Raw genomic sequence first — 16,850 nt, 5'->3', positions numbered from 1 at the left:
ATGGCCCCGTCACGGAAATTACGCAATATGACAGTTATATCACTTCACCGCGTTGTTGCGCGGGGTCAGAATGCAATATTAGCCTGAATTTAAGGCTGGATCTGGCGTGTTACTCCTGATGGTACGGACAATATTTTCGCATCATTTCAGCCGTTTCATGATCCCGGCCTTCGTTTCGTTTATGCAATTCACCGCTGATATGATCAAATCGTTCAGGCGTCAGATTCTGCCCGAATTTAAACTTGGCGCTGAGTCGATCCGGTACGATTCGAACTACAGCAACAGCTTTGAGTCGCCCGGTGTAGCGGGAGTCTTGTGCATCAATCGGTACATAACCGCCTTGCGGCTGGAGTTTCTCCATAAACCGCTGCAGTACCTTGCCTTTAATATCAAGATCTTCTACACGCTCTGCCAGACCGGAGGCCATGACACTTTTGAAAAACGAGGTTGCAGGACAAGCCAGTTCAGGATCACTGAAAAAAGAAGGAATCAGCGAGAATTCCTCCGCCACGGTAAAGCTGACGGACGAGTGCTGTTTGATCTGTTTCATTTTTTCCCCGGCTAAACTTCCATGCAAATAAAAGCAACCATCCATATATACAAAATTCAGCGGTGTCACTCTCGGTTCTCCATCCGGGCTGACGGTACCCAGAAACCCAAAAGAGCACTGGTCCAAAAATGTAATGATTTCCTGTTCCTCTTCTACCGAAAATTCTTTGCGTCTCATGTGATTTCCCCCATTGTTTTAGTAAGTGTTAGAACATGTCGGAATGTAGAAACCGTTAGAACATGTCAGAAATAGGATTGCAGTATTGTTTTTCATGAAGATAACCATAAAACGAATATTGACAGTAAAATAGATCCAATTTACATTCATTTTTATAGGCCAATTGGGATGAAAGATGATCTTAAGCAGGAAGCAAGACTAGGAAAAGATAGAAGTAAACATAGAAGTAAAGATCAAGAAGACATGTTAAGGGGGAGAACCACATGGAATTATGGCTGCCACTTGATTCTTATGAGCTTCAATATCGATACAAATATCAAGCGTTATATCACGCACTGCGGGATGCGATCCATTCAGGTACACTGGAAGCAGGAGCACGGTTGCCTTCTACGCGTTTACTGGCGAAACAGTACGACATGTCACGCGGGTCGGTAGCCCAGGTATACGATATGTTGCTTGCGGATGGATATGTCCATGCTTATCCGGGAAAAGGAACCTATGTTACGGAATCCTTGTCCGTGCATCACAACGATCATAGCGAAGCGGTGTTGTCTTTATCTCCATGGGGAGAGCGTCTTGGCGAATTAACCGCAGAACACAAACGTTCACGTGAAGAGGTTCAACTGGAACAGGAATCCGTCGTCAATTTTCGGATGCAGCGATTGCTGCCAGAACATTTTCCAAAAGCCGAGTGGAAAAGTGCGCTCGCTGCGGTTCATCGCAGTGGCTGGCGAGATGTAGATGGTGCAGCCGGTGATCCAGAGCTACGGGAAGCGATTGCCGCACATCTTCGCTGGACACGTGGCATTCAAACGGAAGCCTCCCAGATCGTACTGTTCAGTGGATCGATACAAGGCATTACGCTGTTGTCCCAATTACTCATTCACGAGGGAAGCCCGGTGGTGCTGGAAAGTCCGGGTTATCAAGGCATTCTGCATGCGGTCAGATCCTGCGGTGGTGAAGTGATACCAGCTGAGGTTGATGAAGGAGGTATTATCCCGCAAGATTGGCAGGCACAAACGTTATTTGTCACGCCGACTCGCCAGTTCCCGACCGGAGCGGTACTAGGGCTGGAACGAAGGCGGGCCTTACTGAACTGGGCATCAAAACAAAATGCCGTTATTGTTGAAGATGATTATGACAGTGAATTCCGCTGGGGCGGACGACCGATTGAACCACTTAAGGTGCTTGATCGTGAGCAACGCGTGATATACATCGGTTCCTTCTCCCAAACGATGCCTGCTTCGTTCCGGCTCGGTTATGCGGTATTGCCAAGCAGTCTGGTCGAGCCACTTCTGGCTGCCAAAGCTCTGTATGAACCGGTGTCACCCGCGCTGCTGGAACAGCGTGCACTAGCCAGATTTATGACACGAGGTGGATATATGCGGCATTTACGTCGATTAACCCGGCTATATGGGGATCGGCATGACTTTTTTGTGGAGGAGATGAATCGTTGGCTGCCACAAGCCTTCACCATGCAACCAGGTGATGCCGGTTTGACCATTTATGCGATCTGGAACGGGGACCAAGCAAGTTATGAACGGTTTACCAGAGAGGTTCATAAAGAGGGCGTTTTGTTCCGGGATGTGGAGCAGTACCGCTTAACTCCGGGGCATGCTGCAATATGTTTCGGATTTGCTCATCTGGAAAAAGCGGAGATTCGTGAAGGGATACGGCGGATGCAAGCCGCGTGGGAGAAGTGTACATTTTCGTTTCAGTGAATTCCGCTGTATAATGGGATAAGTGTTTAAAGAGATTAACTGTCAAGGGGGAGTGGCGACATGCTGCAGGCATCGCCGTCATCATTTGTAATTTTGCCCGCTGTCGCCAAAATAGTCTGTGAACCGGGCTGGAAGTGGCAGAAGCGAGAAAAACCGATGCAAAATTATGATTTATTTTACGTGTGGAGCGGTGAAGGCACGGTTATTCTGAATGATCAGCCTTACGAGGTTGGCAAAGGAAGCTGTTTCCTGTTTCGTCCGGGAGACCATACAAGCGCAACGCATAACAGGCAGAAACCACTGGTGCTTACATATATTCATTTCGATGTGGACGAGCCTGTTGTGGATGTGCCTCAGTCTTACCGTGAAGTGCAGGAGACTGTGGAGTTTGAGCATTTACTTGCACGTTACGTAAGGCTGTTTTTGTCCGATGTGTATGGACGTGATGAAGAGAGCAGGCTGATTCTGAAGCAGTTGATGATCCATTTACTGCGTGCGGATACGGAAGAACCTGTGGAGAAAAAGGTAAGTAATCAGTTGTCCGATGTGATTCAGGAGGTAGCGAATTATGTTCGCCAGCATCCCGGAATTACACATCGCGTAGAGGATCTGGCCGCGCGAGCCGGTCTGTCGCCGCGTTATTTCTCAATCAAGTTCAAGGAACTTGTCGGATCATCGGTACAGTCCTATATTATTCGTATGCGTATTGAACGGGCAGAACATCTTCTGGTGCATACCGGTATGAACGTGACCGAAGTTGCGGATGCACTGGGTTATCGGGATATCTTTTTCTTCAGTCGTCAGTTCAAGCAATATACGGGCAAAAGTCCGTCAGAGATTCGTTAAAACCATGTCAGCGTCTCGTTTGCAAACATCACAACGTTTCAATGCTGGATGGCCAGGGTAAGTAACTAGCATTCCAGATGACCTTACAAGGAGGAACATGTGATGATGAACGGAAAAAGACGGGTTCGTAGCCGTAGAAATTCCATTAAGGGATGCAGTATTTTTCGGAAACGCCTGCGCCGGCTGAAACCCGTTGAAGAACTGCAGGATGTATGGTTTTAACGTTTGGAGAGATGGCTACACCTTATAATGAACTGGCGTTCCTGCCGGAGAGAGGCAACGCCATGCATGTATACATGAAATGATATTTAGTTAGCAATTTAGAATGGTAACATTTCATATCATGAATTATAGGCAAATGAAGGATAGAGAATAAAGAGGATGGCATAACACCTGATTGCAGGTGCTGAGCCATCCTCTTTATTTACGTATGAAATTAGGGTTGTTTGGGTTTCAGACGACCAAGTAAAGCTCCCATTTTAACGGAATCTCCAGGTTTCAAATCAGGGAGCGGTTCGAAGGTATCGGTCTGCATAAGCAGTACAACAGTAGAGCCGAACTCGAAATAGGCCAGATCATCTCCCTGAGCCCAAGTCTGGGTGTCAATATCGGCATATTGAATACTACTGACATTCATTGCACCCACTTTGACGACAGCTACTTCACCATAATCATGCTGAATATACGTAATAAGCCGTTCATTGCGGCTGAGCACGGATTTCATATGGGTGAGTCCGAAATCATTCACAGGATAAACTTTGCCTTTGATATGTTCGCTCTCCATCTTACGACCGCTGACAGGTGCATGAATGCGGTGGTAGTCGCGCGGACTGAGATAGAGCACAAAACCATAACCATGCTTGTACTTCTCCAGATGTGGAGAGTGGTTTAACAATTCAGCAAGTGTATAATCTTGTCCCTTTACATTCAGAATGGTTCCTGCAGAAATCGGGCCTGCTGCCGTAATTTTAGCGTCGACAGGGCTGATCAATGCATGTTCCGAAAGGTCTAGCGGGCGCATCCCGGGTTTTAATTTGCGAGTGAAGAAATCATTCAGGGAACGATATTCTTTCCAATCCTTCTCGGCTTCCTGTACAGGGATGTTGTAGGTCCGGACAAAATAAGGGATAAATGCTTTGCTTCCCCGGCTTTTGGAGAAAGCTCCCACGGTCCGGGAGATCCATTTGCGCGAAGAAAGCTCAGTCATTAATCGCAACAGCGTTTTTGCCATGAATATCCCCCTTAGGGTTAATACAAACTTCAAGGCCGCAAAAGCGGCCATTCTGCATAATATTGACACAAATCACGAATGAAATCAATACAATCCACGATCATAGGTTTGTGGCTGTCTTGGAATGCTGAAGTTGTGATTGACGAGCAGACGTCCGTACGCCATTGGTTTGTTATATGTCATCTGCCAATGTTCCTGCATGCCAGCTTTACGAAACCCATATCGCTGATCCCTGCCATTGCATTCGATAAAGTAAATGCCTCCGTTTTGGGTCACACCGAGGTCGAGGCCCAGATCAGCCAGATGAGGCAAGTTGGAAGCCAGCGTGTGAGCAATACGAAGGGCGACCATAGTTATTCGGGCTTGCAGCTGGAATAGCTCCGTACTCGGTTCGGCCAGACCAAGTGCTCCAGGAACAGTCATGACTTTGCCGCCTTGCGCGATGTTTGTGACAAACGTATGCGCCGGAGCTGCCTTGGCAAACATGCCAGTGACACTCCATACCCCATCTCCCCCGCGTTGCACGGATACTCTCAGATCAACGGGCCTTCCCTCATGCCGAATTAGTGGAATCCGTTCTTCAATCAGGTAAGCATGACGGAATATCCGCCTTAGTGTAGCGGAAGGCAACTGTCCCCGGTTCAGTTTGAAGGTGGCCCAGCCTTTACGCGATGCCCTCGTTTCACAGGTTAGTCTCCAATGTCCCTCCTGCTGGAAGAGACGCATAATGCCATGACCAATGCTGCCGCTACACGGTTTAATGACGAGATCCTTATGATGTTCCATCATGTAAGTGAGCGATTCGGGCGTTGCTTTGACTGCGTGTGGCAGATGATCTTTTAAAAAAAAGTCTTGCCGCAGCATATCATGCACATGGTCCTTCCGATAACGATTACGCACGTTATACACCTGGATGCCTTGCAGGAGCAAACGTGTAATCAGTCGCTGTTCCGCACGGCGAAGCTGGAGCGCACGGTTATGGATTACGGAAGGAAGCGGTATACGCTCACGGACGTAACGACCTTCTTTTTTCACATAAGCCAGACATGTTTTACGATCCAGATCGATATCCTCCAGCCTTAAAAAGCAAGGCGTTAATCCGTAACAGGCTGCAGCCTGTTCATAATTTGCGAGTGATTCCTGACCGGTCCTTCCGGCCGGTATCCCCCGGTACATGCGTGAATCGAACATAATGCCGATCGTTTCTTGGAGCATGACCGTTCCTCCTTCATTGTTATCGCGCAACCATGAATTTTTTCAGTATGCCGGCCTGTCAATGCATGGTTTTAACATCGCGATAACGCAGACCGGTGTGCAGAGGCACTTTTATACATCCGTTGATGTCCAGACATCTTATCTTATGAAACGAGCGGATGCGGGGCGTGGACAGCCGCCTTCTCTCTTCACTTCGTTCAGCCTAATTACGCCAGGGGAGATGTAACGTTAACCTGAGTAGACAGGAATCTGATCAAGGATGTGCAAAAGTAGGGCCATAAAAGTGGCAGATGCCCAGCTCAAAGCATATGATGCCGGAGATGAACGTTAGGGGAAGGAGCTGGCCTCATGAGTAAAAAAGGCAAAAAAAAGGTTGTGACGCCTAAAGTGCGTCATATCAGTCCCAAATTCAGGGAGCTGGATCTGATGGATCGGCGACTGGAATTCAGCAAGCCAGAAAAAACAGTGAAAAAAGAGGAGGTTTCGACTTCGGATAGAGTTGCCTCCAAGGAAGTTATTGCTGATACCGTAACGACATCTGATCAGACGACGCCAGATGCATCGGTCAATAAATCTGAAGTTGTGGTGGAAGCGCAAGACATAGTGCAGGAGCAACAGCCCCAGCAGCCGCAACAAATTGCCCCATTAAATGCAGAAAAAAATAATGTGGAAAAGGAAAGCGCAGAAAAAGAACTTCAGATCAGAAGCATTGCCCACCTTCCAGTGAAAGAACAGGATAACCCAGGCCGTTCAACAGGCAAGCTGCGTTTTGAACAATTAAACCAGAACCAGATGCCAGGCTATGAAGGACAGTATATTTATACAGATGACCTCAGTGAGTTCGCCGTCACGGAAAGTAAGCTGGCTCCTTTTTCGGTGGACGCCTCCAAGCTGAAATCAGGAGCTGTAGGAAGCGAGGCGCTTCAGGATTATGCAGTAACAAGTATTCATATTGCGGATGGTGCGATTGTTTCTGCTAAGCTGGCTGAGGCTTCGATTGCGGAGGAACATCTGATTGATGGCTCTGTATCAGGTCACAAAATCAGAAATGCATCCATCGCTGGAGACAAAATCCGGGATGGTAGCATTACCTCACAGAAGCTGGGCAATCAGGTCATTGATGCAGCCAAAATAGCGGATGGCTCCATCGGCACAAGGCATCTGAGTCGCCTGCTTGTCACAGAGGAATTAATCCAGAATCAAGCTGTTACTGGTGAAAAAATTGCGATTAGCGGGATCGAGACCCGTCATTTAGCTGGTGGGGCTGTCCATACCTCTAAACTGGCGGATGATGCGGTCACCAGTGCCAAGATTCGTGATGGAGCGGTGACAGGTAGCAAAATTGAAGAGCAATCTATTGATACACGCCATATTCAGGCCGGTTCGGTGAAACAGTCTCATTTGGCTGAAGGTTCTGTTGGACGTAATCAAGTGCTGGCAAGCAGCATCGGCAGCGAACAGATTGAGGATGGCTCGATTCATACACGGCATATTGCCGAACATGCCTTGAATGGACGACATCTGGTGGATGGTTCGATCGGATCAGTACAGATTCGAGCTGCTGCTGTAGGGAGCGAACAGATCGGCAATGCCGAAATCGGCAGTGAGCATCTGGTCGATGGAGCGATCATTAGCAGCAAGTTGGCAGATCAATCGGTGGGAACAGCGAAATTGCTGGAGCAGGCGGTGACGGCTTCGAAACTGGCAGATCAAAGCGTTGTCGCTTCCAAAATATCCGATGAAGCTGTGCTCGGGAAACATCTGGCTAAAGGCTCGATTCGCGGAGAACATATTGCCAATCGAGGCATTACACCGGTTCATGTTGATAATGGGGCTATTCATTCCATACATTTGGCGAGTGGAAGCATCGAGACAACACATCTATCCGAGGGAAGTGTGTCTGCGGATGCACTGGCTTCAGGTGTTGTGCTGGAAAAACATCTGGCTGAATCTTCTGTAGGATCATTCCAATTGCAGGATGAAGCAGTCACAACCGCAAAGCTGGCATCAGAGAGTGTCACGGCTGATAAACTCGCTCCAAGTGCGGTTACAAGCAAAGCTATAGCCTCAGGTACGGTCAACTCGTCCCACTTGGCCAAAGCAGCCGTATCAACGGCTCATCTGGCTCCCGGCAGTGTGGATTCCGAAGCACTAAGGCCGTATGCAGTGAAAGCCGAGCACCTGACAGAGCATGCCGTAGGTGCCCCTCACCTGCAGCCGGGCAGCGTTCAGACCGATGCCATATCACGTGCGGCAATTACGACGGACAAAATAGCTCCGGGCAGCGTGACTTCAGCACAGATGGCAGGCGGTTCCATTTTTCCACCACATCTTACAGATCATGCTGTGACATCACCTAAACTCTCACCGGAAAGTGTCTCTACAGATAAGCTGGCTGATCTATCGGTCACCTCGGCCAAACTGGCTGACGGCAGTATCACTTCCGCCAAGATTATGGCTGAAAGCATCGTTGCCAAACATATCCCTGCTGAAACAATTCGTGGATATCACCTGAAACAGCATACGATCTCGCTGGAGCATCTATCCGATGAGGTGCGTACGCCAGAATTATTTGCAAACGGCAGCATCCCCGGTAGCAAGCTTCGTCAAAGGACAGTGACGACAGAACAACTGGCCACCGACTCGGTATCTGGTGAGGAATTACAGTACGGGGCAGTGGGCAGCGAGCATCTGCAACGAGCATCCGTTGATTCCATGCATCTCGCTGAAGGCAGTATAAAATCAGATCATTTGACTGCTCAGTCTGTCCATAGCGCTCATCTGAGAGAAGAGGTCATTCGGAGTGAGCATATTACCGAGCAGGCGATATCTTCCAATCATTTGATGGCCGGAGCGGTGCATACAGAACATTTGGCTCCGCTCTGTGTAACAGAAGCACATTTACAGCCAGGGCTGATCAGTGGATTGCATCTGCAATTGGAATCTCTGGGCGCTACACATCTGCAGCAAGGTGCAGTTCAATCTCGTCATATCCAGGATGGGGCTGTTTTCTCCCACCACATTCAGGAGCGGAGTATTGGAACTGAACATCTGGAGGAAGAGTCTGTCCGCTCCGTCATCTTACAAGATGGTGCAGTTACTACGTCTAAACTGGCGGATAGCAGTGTAGACGGCAGTAAACTGACAGAGGGTGCGGTATCCAGCATTCATTTGACCGATGAGAGTGTGCAGTCTGCACATATCGCAGAAGGTGCAATCCGTGCGGATCATATCGAGGATGGAAGCATCACGGCGAGCCATTTGAGCGAAGAAGCTATAAGCACAGCTCATCTGCAAGATGATGCAGTTACTGCGTCTAAATTGGCGGATGGCAGTGTGGACGGCAGTAAACTGACAGAGGGTGCGGTATCCAGCATTCATTTGACCGATGAGAGTGTGCAGTCTGCACATATCGCAGAAGGTGCAATCCGTGCGGATCATATCGAGGATGGAAGCATCACGGCAAGCCATTTGACCGAAGAAGCTGTAAGCACAGCTCATCTGCAAGATGGTGCAGTCACGGCATCTAAACTGGCGGATGGCAGTGTGGACGGCAGTAAACTGACAGAGGGCACGATATCGTCTGTGCATCTCGCTGATCGTGCTATTGATGGCAGCAAGTTAAGTGAGCAAAGTATCACGTCCAGTCACTTAAATGATGGAATCGTGGGCACATCACATCTAAGTGAAGAGATCTGGAATGCAATTCGTCAGGTCAGTGCAGAAACGCTGGAACAGCTTGCCGAGTTCAAAAGGCAAGAAGCCATGCAGGAAGTACAACAGTTTATACAGTCGGTTGGCCTGCCTAACGAAGGTCTGTTTACCTGGGGAGATGACGCGGAGTCGTCGCCGGATGCGCCTGCTGAGTTCCAAGCCGGAAATTTGAATCTTCAAGAGCTGCTTGGGCTACACAATGATTCGGAAGTAGATGCCGTATTAACGGAAGGCGAGTCTGCTACGGGAATCACTGAAGCTGAAGATGCATCGGATGGAGAAAATACATTATCGCCGGATGTAGCTGACACAGACTTATCCAACTCTATCACCCCTCAAGGGGCTGATACAGAGGTGCCAGTCTCCTATACCCTTAAGCCTCAGTCGGTAACACAAGAGCATTTGTGTGATGGTTCTGTAGGCAGTGAACAGTTGCAGACTGGTGCTGTTCAAGCCGGACATCTGGCATTCCAGCCGGTACGTAGCGTGAGTAAACAGCCTGCTGTGCAGCAGTTTGGCATGGAAGCTTTTGTTCTGCCGGAGAATGAAACGTGTACCGAAGTGACGATCGTTTTCGAAGAGGCGTTTGATTCGGAGCATTATGTCATTGTAGCCATGAGCAATGACCGTGGATTTCAGGTGTCGCTGTTATCCCAGAGTGAGGATGAAGCTGTGCTGGAAGTAACGCGGACAGCGGATTGCAAGCATACGTATGGTTTGTTGTCCTGGATCGCAGCGGGGCCATCGGCATAAAAATATACAAAAGCGGTGTCCAGAGTATGTCCCGGACACCGCTTTTATTTGATAAGCCTGACCGTTCGGACATGAGGGGTGCCGGAACGAGGCTACTTTTTAACACAAGAATAGAAGGGGAAATAATAAGTTCGGCTTCACTTTTTGTGAAGGTCGCAGATGCTACACACGATCAGTTAACGATTATAGTCCTACAGCCTGATAGGCTTTGGTGATGGCAGTTGCCTCGGCAGAATTCGCACCGTAAAGGTCTTTGGCGGCCTGAATCGTTGCTGTTTTGGCAGCTGCGAATTTCGATGTTGGTGTCAGGTAATTCACCAGCGTGCTATAGAAAACACGTACGGCCTTATCCCGGCCGATGCCGCTAACCGTTACACCGTTATGTGTACCGCCTTGGGCTGCAAGGTAGAACGCTTTGTTGATAATACCGCTGTTGGTGTGCACACCGCCGTTATCTGCACTGCCTGTGTAACGGTCACTATATTTGTCAGGCTGGTTATACAGGGTAGGGTCGGCTAAAGAGCGCAATGCATCTCCTGGAATGTTAGGAGTATAGATGCCGTCACCCAGCAGCCAGTTTTTACTCTCAATGGTGTTACCCATAATATCAGCAAACGCTTCGTTTAATGCTCCTGGTTCGTTGCGGTATTCCAGATTGGCCGTGTACTCGATCACTCCATGTGTGAGCTCATGACCCACAACATCGAGATCCCCGGAGAAGATACCGAACAGTGAGCCGTCCCCGTCACCAAATACAATCTGTGCCCCGTTCCAGAAGGCATTGTTATAGTTGGAGCCATAATGTACTGTGGAGCGAATCAACAGACCGTTGCCGTCCAGGCTGTTGCGGTTAAATTTATTTTTGTAAAAATCATAAGTAGCAGCAGCATAAGCATGTGCATCAACAGCTGCACGGTCCGTCCACACGTTATTAGAGCTGGTAGACAATGTTCCTGGTAAAGAGGAGCGATTGTTTGCTGTATACGTTTGAATGCCTTTTCCACGAGTGGTATCTTTCAGCTGGTAGGTGCTGCCCGATTGCGTTGTGGTCAGCGTTTTGGTGTCACCAAACACCCCGGTACCTGTTCCTGTAGCAAAATTGATAATATCAAACTGGGATACGATGCTTCCGTCCACGGCGTTAATAAAATATTTGGTTCGCAGCGGGGCAGGTTCAAGCACGTTCACTTCGGTAATATAAACCAGATAGGTCTGACCGTCATCTTCATGATGATAAATTTGGAGTTCAGCCTTTGGCTCAAGCTCCGGTGCACCTAACTCGCCGATCCGGGATGTCGCTTCTTCCGAGGCCACTTTAATCGCGTCCTCTGCACTGATACCAGGGATTCCGTCATTAGGAATCGCTTGTTCTTCAACAGGCGGAAGTTCACCAAGAGCAGAAGTCACAGCTCCCGTTTTGTCCAGATGGAGGGTCTGCTCGGCACCGTAGACCGGAATACCTTTGATGTACTGTTGCAGACGGAAGTGCCTTACACCGGAAGTATCCGTGTTACGTTTAATGATTTTGAGCTGGCCTTTGACGTCAGAGTTCAGGAACTGTTCCTGTTGACCAAGATAATTATAGATCGTTTCGTCAGGATTGTTGTTCAAAAGGATACTCTCCTCGGAGGCATAAGGAGCCTCAAGCGGAATGGATAGATCAGATGGCGCTGCAGCAGCAGAGGATACGGAAGCGAGCAAAAGAGCTCCTCCAAGAATTGTTGGCATAACTTTGGCAAATTTCATTGTTAACTCTCCCATTCTCATCATATTTTTTGGAAAAAAAGGGTTTATGCCTAACTCGGATGGATTTCCGTCTGCATCTGGCAGGGCGGAGTGAGGGGCTCAAACAGAAGTATGTTTAAGAAGCAGGGGTTGTCCCCCTAGTGATTGCGGCAAACCGAAGGTTCTACGGAGAACCGGGATGTTCAATCCGTGTGTGGAATGCGGGAAGAAGAAGCCGGGTTGGGAACGGCATCACTCCTTTCAAGTTCAAGGTCTGTTTGTGTACAAAACGGAGGAGATCAAACGTCTGAACTAACCGAAGGTCAATAAAAGGACAGAAAGAGGTTTTGGGAACGTGAGTTCTCAACAAGGTTAAAAATGTAAATTGTGTGGCTTGAATCGTATAGTATCACAGTGTAAAAGATTGGAAAAGATACAATTTTAAATTTTTTCGAAAATTGTGTCTAAGGACAGGGAAGAGATGTCATTTTTAAAAATATTGACGATTCTTGTCGGTTCACAGGATGGGTGTACTTACACTCCTGCCCAGAACCTAAGTAAAATAAGGACATACGCCGTTTCCACTGCTCCACGAATACATAGAATAACGTGTACTCCCTTGGCATGATCAGGATGGATTGTGGGAGGTGAATTTGTTGCGGAAACAACGTAATAGAGCCAGTTTTGCAACAAAAACAAGAAAAAAGCGTACCAGACGGGTATCTGAAAAAAGACGAATCCGATCGAGACGGAAAAAGGGTACAAAGACCTATGTTTTCTCCTTGCCTCCTAACCACTCATTTCATGCGAACAATCGAAGAGAAGCACATGAGATGATTGGAGAAGTTACTGAGCAAGACAGAGAAGTTCTCCGGCAACCTTTGCTATCGGTGATTATTCCAGCGATGAACGAGGAACGCACCATTGCCGCTGTAGTCCGTGAAGCGACACGTATATGCCGCGATGCAGAAGTGCTGGTTATTGTAAACGGGTCAACTGATGGCACAGCCAATGAAGCTGAACGGGCCGGGGCACGGGTACTCCACTATACTGAAGCGCTGGGACATGATGCAGGACGAAGAGTAGGGGCAGCATCAGCCCGCGGGCAGATTTTGCTGTTCACGGATGCAGACATTCCGATCCCGGCCGAACACCTGACACCTTACGTTCAGGCTGTGCTAAATGGAGTTGATGTTGCACTGAACAATTACAACGGTCCGGTGACACGGAGCCCTGTTCATCCGGTCGTTGAAGCAAAACATATGTTGAACAGTCTGCTCTCCAGATCTGATCTTGGTGGTGCTTCTATGACAGCCATTCCTCATGCGCTCAGCCGGAATGCACTTGAGATCATTGGCATATCTTCGCTGGAAATTCCGCCACTTGCTCATGCCAAAGCGATATTTGGCGGCCTTCGGGTGCAGGCTGTTCATCATGTGCCTGTAGGGAAATGGAATGCTGTGCGCACGAGGAAAAGAGGCGGTGCTGATCTACTTAGCCAAGTCGTACTGAACGACCATCTGGAGGCGATCCGCTGGATTACAGATACACGGGGACCACGGGGGGGTTACCCTGATCTACAGCGTGTTCGCAGTCTGGCTCAGTAGGAAGTTTTAAGAAATGAGGGATTATGTGATAGAAACGGCAACATGCGGAGGTGACAGCGATAAAAACACGATCAGGAGTAGGGGCAAAGAGATGGGCGCGGGCCAAGCGAATGGCGGCGAGCAGACCCCGGAGCAGAAAGCAGGCTGTGGGGAAACGCGCGCCACGTACCCGGCATCTCGGGCGGAGCCGGCGGAATGTCCGGAAGGTGATTCCGGATCTACGTTCATTTTGGCGAGCAGGTCAGCTTGCAGGCAACCAATTCAGGGCAGACTCCGACAACCTGAATAAACATGCTTCTGATGCGTGGCAAGTACACGCGGCGAATCTGCCGGAACAGACTAGCTACGAAGCTGCATTGCAGGCAGGCAGGGCGTTTATTCAAGGCTATGCGAAGTCCTCCGGCCATTCACCAGAGATTGTACCGCTACCCCTCCGACATGTTGCTGCTGCCGTAGTCTGTGCCTGTAATGAGGAACGCACACTGGGGCAAGTGTTGGTACAACTAGGGCGTCTACCCCTCCGCGATATTGTAGTTATATTAAACGGCACGACGGATAACAGCCTGGAAAGCGTGCTTCAACATTCAGGCATTACACTCGTGTATGAACCGGAACGAGCCGGGCATGATGTGGGGCGGGCGCTTGGAGCCAAAATGACTGATGCGGAGAGCGTTTTGTTTGTGGATGGAGATATGGTTATACCTGCGGAACAACTGGCGCCGTTCCTGTTCGCGATTGACCGGGGGCAGGATGTAGCGTTAAATGACCTGACTTCTTTACTTCCTCCTTTTTCCAAGCAGGACGAAGTCAGCCGAATCAAAGCTTATTTGAACCATACATTAGGTCGGCGGGACCTTGGTTCGAATTCGATGACCGCTGTGCCCCATGCCCTATCTAGGCGAATGATTCAGGCTGTAAAATCTGCTTCGCTGGCCGTTCCGCCGAAGGCGCAGATGCTTGCAATCCAGCAGGGATTTAAGGTATCCGCTCCATGCCAAGTGGATGTCATTCGCTCGAACCGACTGCGAGCCGGGAACACGGGTAGTGGTAATGGTGTTGCCAGATTGATTCTTGGGGATCACCTGGAAGCACTGGCAACATGGATGGGTACGAGTGAATATGCCCTTCGGACCAACCTTCCTTCCCGTGCAGAGGTAGCGTACAGGAGGAATGTGAGATGACGCTGACCAGCATCATTATACCCACGTATAACGGACTCTCGTTGCTGAGGCCTTGTGTCGAGGCTATCCGAACATACACAGGAGAAGCAACATCGTATGAGATCATCGTTGTAGATAATGGGTCGACGGATGGTACTGCCGAATATTGTGCCAAGGAACGCATCCGGTTTGTTCGTTTACCCGAAAATCGGGGATTTCCTGCCGCTTGTAATGCTGGACTTCGGGCTGCGTGCGGGGATGAATTACTCTTGCTGAACAACGATGTTACCGTTACATCATGCTGGCTCGAAAATATGCGCACAGCACTGTACAGTGAAGATGATGTTGGCATCATCGGGCCAGTCACGAACTATGCCAGTGGTATTCAGCAGGTGCATATGACGTTTCGGGATGTGCCACATTTTCAGGAGCTAGCGGCTGCCAATAATGTTTCGGATGTGTCCAGGTGGAAGGAAGTACGCCGAATCGTAGGGCTGTGTATGCTGATGAAACGAAGCGTACTGGAGGCCGTAGGCTGGCTTGACGAAGCGTATTCCCCTGGCCACTATGAAGATGACGACTATTGTTATCGAGCTAGGTTGCAGGGCTTCCGTTTGTTAGTATGCGGTGATGTCCTTGTACATCATCAAGGCAGTGCGAGTTTTCAAAAGACAGATCATACGGAATGGAAACAGTTGCTGGAGCGTAACCGTTCCATTTTCATCAATAAATGGCAAGTCGATCCGCGTGAATTTATGGACATATCCGATGAAGGAGGGAACAAGGAATGAAAGGTGTAATTCTTGCTGGTGGCACAGGAACCAGGCTGTACCCTCTGACCCGGCTTATCAATAAACATCTGCTTCCCGTCGGTAAACATCCGATGATTATGTATGGTATCGACAGGCTTCGTCAGGCAGGGATTGAGGATATTCTGATTGTTATCAACAAACATTCCGCTGGTTTGTATACGGAGTATCTTGGTGGCGGAGCGGATCATGGGGTCAGGCTGACGTATCGTATTCAGGAAAAGGCTGGCGGTATTGCCGAAGCGCTTGATCTGGCCTCATCGTTTGTTCTTCCGGGCGAAAAATTTGTGGTGCTTCTTGGTGATAATCTGTTCAGCGATGATTTGAAACCGTATGTAGAGCGATATATGCAGCAACCTGCGGGTACGGCGCGAGTGTTGCTTAAAGGAGTGGACGATGCGCGTCGCTACGGGGTGCCTGTCTTTGATGAACACCATCCGGAACGTATCGCGTACATTGAAGAAAAGCCAAGTCAGCCGAAGACCTCTTACTGTGTAACGGGCATATACATGTATGATGACCATGTGTTTAGCCTGATTCATAACATTGTACCATCCGCACGTGGAGAGCTGGAGATCACCGATGTAAACAACCATTATGCCTCCGGCGGCGGATTGGAGTATGACATTTTGCAAAAATATTGGAGCGATGCCGGCACATTTGAATCGCTTCAGGAGGCAGCTGTACGCATGAAAGGGCAGCTACCTTAACCGGAAATAACATGATACAGCCGCGGTGCGTTGCGTGGATCGAAACCGATGATTGAATCAGATGATGGAAACAGATGATGGAAACAGAATCCTCGCCGGAGCCTTGAAGTAAGCTCCGGCGTTTTGTGCAACGACCGCGGTCTTTCTCTAATATGCTCAGGGGAAATCGTGTGAGAGCAGTGGTATTGCCGGGGCGAAGTAAGACTACGCAGGCAGGAGAATAACGTGTGAGGTGTTTTAGGGCGCACAGGCAAAAAGGGGCAGATTACAGGGAAGTGATGTCGGATGTGTAAGGTAGGGGGAGAGTAGAGAATAGAAGAGGTCTGGGTCATGCGAGTGGTGTGAAGAGTGGAGGCAGAGCGGTGCAAGTGAATAATGCAGGGAAGTGGGGCATGTGAAAGGTACCGTAAGAGCAGGGAGCAGCAAAGGCGGTAGCAGTACGGGTGGTGTGATCAGGATAAGTAAGGCAGGCCGGACTGGAGTTGTGTTGAGTAGGGGCAAGGCAAGTACGGCTGAAAGAGTTGGGAAAGCGAGTACGGCTGGAAGTGTGATAGTCGCTGGCAAAGCAGATCGGATTGGAAATGTGGGCAATGTGGGCAAAGCAAGTCGGCCTGGAGGCGGCATTAGGGTGG

Annotated in this window: 11 protein-coding genes; 7 read left to right on the top strand and 4 right to left on the bottom strand. The window is 49.2% G+C overall.

The window, feature by feature from the left end; translation table 11 throughout:
• Positions 1-109: 109 nt before the first annotated feature.
• Positions 110-727: a pyridoxamine 5'-phosphate oxidase family protein gene (locus ACT89M_RS22975; protein WP_308723082.1), complete on the bottom strand. Its 618-nt coding sequence runs from the start codon at positions 725-727 to the stop codon at positions 110-112.
• A gap of 263 nt (positions 728-990) precedes the next feature.
• On the opposite strand from ACT89M_RS22975, the gene pdxR reads away from it, so the two are divergent.
• Positions 991-2,448 (top strand): MocR-like pyridoxine biosynthesis transcription factor PdxR, encoded by a 1,458-nt coding sequence (gene pdxR, locus ACT89M_RS22970; protein ID WP_154891043.1) that lies wholly within the window; start codon positions 991-993, stop codon positions 2,446-2,448.
• A gap of 60 nt (positions 2,449-2,508) precedes the next feature.
• The gene (locus ACT89M_RS22965; RefSeq protein ID WP_090919385.1) at positions 2,509-3,294 is read left to right on the top strand and encodes an AraC family transcriptional regulator; all 786 of its coding nucleotides are present in this window, start codon (positions 2,509-2,511) and stop codon (positions 3,292-3,294) included.
• Positions 3,295-3,730: 436 nt separating this feature from the next.
• On the opposite strand, the gene asd is transcribed toward ACT89M_RS22965, so the two are convergent.
• Positions 3,731-4,525 carry an archaetidylserine decarboxylase gene (gene asd, locus ACT89M_RS22960; RefSeq protein WP_090919382.1) on the bottom strand — a complete coding sequence of 265 codons (795 nt, stop codon included), beginning with the start codon at positions 4,523-4,525 and terminating at the stop codon, positions 3,731-3,733.
• An 84-nt stretch (positions 4,526-4,609) separates the two neighbouring features.
• Entirely contained in the window at positions 4,610-5,740 is a 1,131-nt protein-coding gene (locus tag ACT89M_RS22955) for a YheC/YheD family endospore coat-associated protein (RefSeq protein ID WP_154891042.1), read from the bottom strand.
• A gap of 348 nt (positions 5,741-6,088) precedes the next feature.
• On the opposite strand from ACT89M_RS22955, the gene ACT89M_RS22950 reads away from it, so the two are divergent.
• Positions 6,089-10,207 (top strand): WIAG-tail domain, encoded by a 4,119-nt coding sequence (locus ACT89M_RS22950; RefSeq protein ID WP_308723084.1) that lies wholly within the window; start codon positions 6,089-6,091, stop codon positions 10,205-10,207.
• 183 nt (positions 10,208-10,390) lie between these two features.
• Here the strand turns inward: ACT89M_RS22950 and ACT89M_RS22945 are convergent, their stop codons facing one another.
• Positions 10,391-11,953 carry a M4 family metallopeptidase gene (locus ACT89M_RS22945; RefSeq protein ID WP_154891040.1) on the bottom strand — a complete coding sequence of 521 codons (1,563 nt, stop codon included), beginning with the start codon at positions 11,951-11,953 and terminating at the stop codon, positions 10,391-10,393.
• Between the two features lie 812 nt (positions 11,954-12,765).
• On the opposite strand from ACT89M_RS22945, the gene ACT89M_RS22940 reads away from it, so the two are divergent.
• Genes ACT89M_RS22940 through ACT89M_RS22925 form a run of 4 tightly spaced genes read left to right on the top strand, consistent with a single transcriptional unit; the run spans position 12,766 to position 16,218 of the window.
• Positions 12,766-13,539 carry a glycosyltransferase family 2 protein gene (locus ACT89M_RS22940; protein WP_308723085.1) on the top strand — a complete coding sequence of 258 codons (774 nt, stop codon included), beginning with the start codon at positions 12,766-12,768 and terminating at the stop codon, positions 13,537-13,539.
• Between the two features lie 50 nt (positions 13,540-13,589).
• Positions 13,590-14,720, top strand: coding sequence for a glycosyltransferase family A protein (locus ACT89M_RS22935; RefSeq protein ID WP_308723086.1), 1,131 nt, complete (start codon positions 13,590-13,592; stop codon positions 14,718-14,720).
• Positions 14,717-15,490, top strand: coding sequence for a glycosyltransferase family 2 protein (locus ACT89M_RS22930; protein ID WP_154959667.1), 774 nt, complete (start codon positions 14,717-14,719; stop codon positions 15,488-15,490). Before ACT89M_RS22935 ends, ACT89M_RS22930 begins: the two co-directional genes overlap by 4 nt.
• Positions 15,487-16,218 (top strand): sugar phosphate nucleotidyltransferase, encoded by a 732-nt coding sequence (locus tag ACT89M_RS22925; protein ID WP_154959666.1) that lies wholly within the window; start codon positions 15,487-15,489, stop codon positions 16,216-16,218. The genes ACT89M_RS22930 and ACT89M_RS22925 overlap by 4 nt, the downstream gene beginning before the upstream one ends.
• Positions 16,219-16,850: the final 632 nt, after the last annotated feature.

The organism is Paenibacillus sp. NN59, assembly GCF_057597225.1.
The sequence above is the reverse complement of the archived record's forward strand: the minus strand, read 5'-3'. Positions and strand labels throughout refer to the sequence as shown.

Excerpts from the sequence above, each read along its gene's own strand:
- ACT89M_RS22975 (WP_308723082.1), bottom strand. The coding sequence starts at position 727 with ATGAGACGCAAAGAATTTTCGGTAGAAGAGGAACAGGAAATCATTACA.
- pdxR (WP_154891043.1), top strand. The coding sequence starts at position 991 with ATGGAATTATGGCTGCCACTTGATTCTTATGAGCTTCAATATCGATAC.
- ACT89M_RS22965 (WP_090919385.1), top strand. The coding sequence starts at position 2,509 with ATGCTGCAGGCATCGCCGTCATCATTTGTAATTTTGCCCGCTGTCGCC.
- asd (WP_090919382.1), bottom strand. The coding sequence starts at position 4,525 with ATGGCAAAAACGCTGTTGCGATTAATGACTGAGCTTTCTTCGCGCAAA.
- ACT89M_RS22955 (WP_154891042.1), bottom strand. The coding sequence starts at position 5,740 with ATGCTCCAAGAAACGATCGGCATTATGTTCGATTCACGCATGTACCGG.
- ACT89M_RS22950 (WP_308723084.1), top strand. The coding sequence starts at position 6,089 with ATGAGTAAAAAAGGCAAAAAAAAGGTTGTGACGCCTAAAGTGCGTCAT.
- ACT89M_RS22945 (WP_154891040.1), bottom strand. The coding sequence starts at position 11,953 with ATGAAATTTGCCAAAGTTATGCCAACAATTCTTGGAGGAGCTCTTTTG.
- ACT89M_RS22940 (WP_308723085.1), top strand. The coding sequence starts at position 12,766 with ATGATTGGAGAAGTTACTGAGCAAGACAGAGAAGTTCTCCGGCAACCT.
- ACT89M_RS22930 (WP_154959667.1), top strand. The coding sequence starts at position 14,717 with ATGACGCTGACCAGCATCATTATACCCACGTATAACGGACTCTCGTTG.
- ACT89M_RS22925 (WP_154959666.1), top strand. The coding sequence starts at position 15,487 with ATGAAAGGTGTAATTCTTGCTGGTGGCACAGGAACCAGGCTGTACCCT.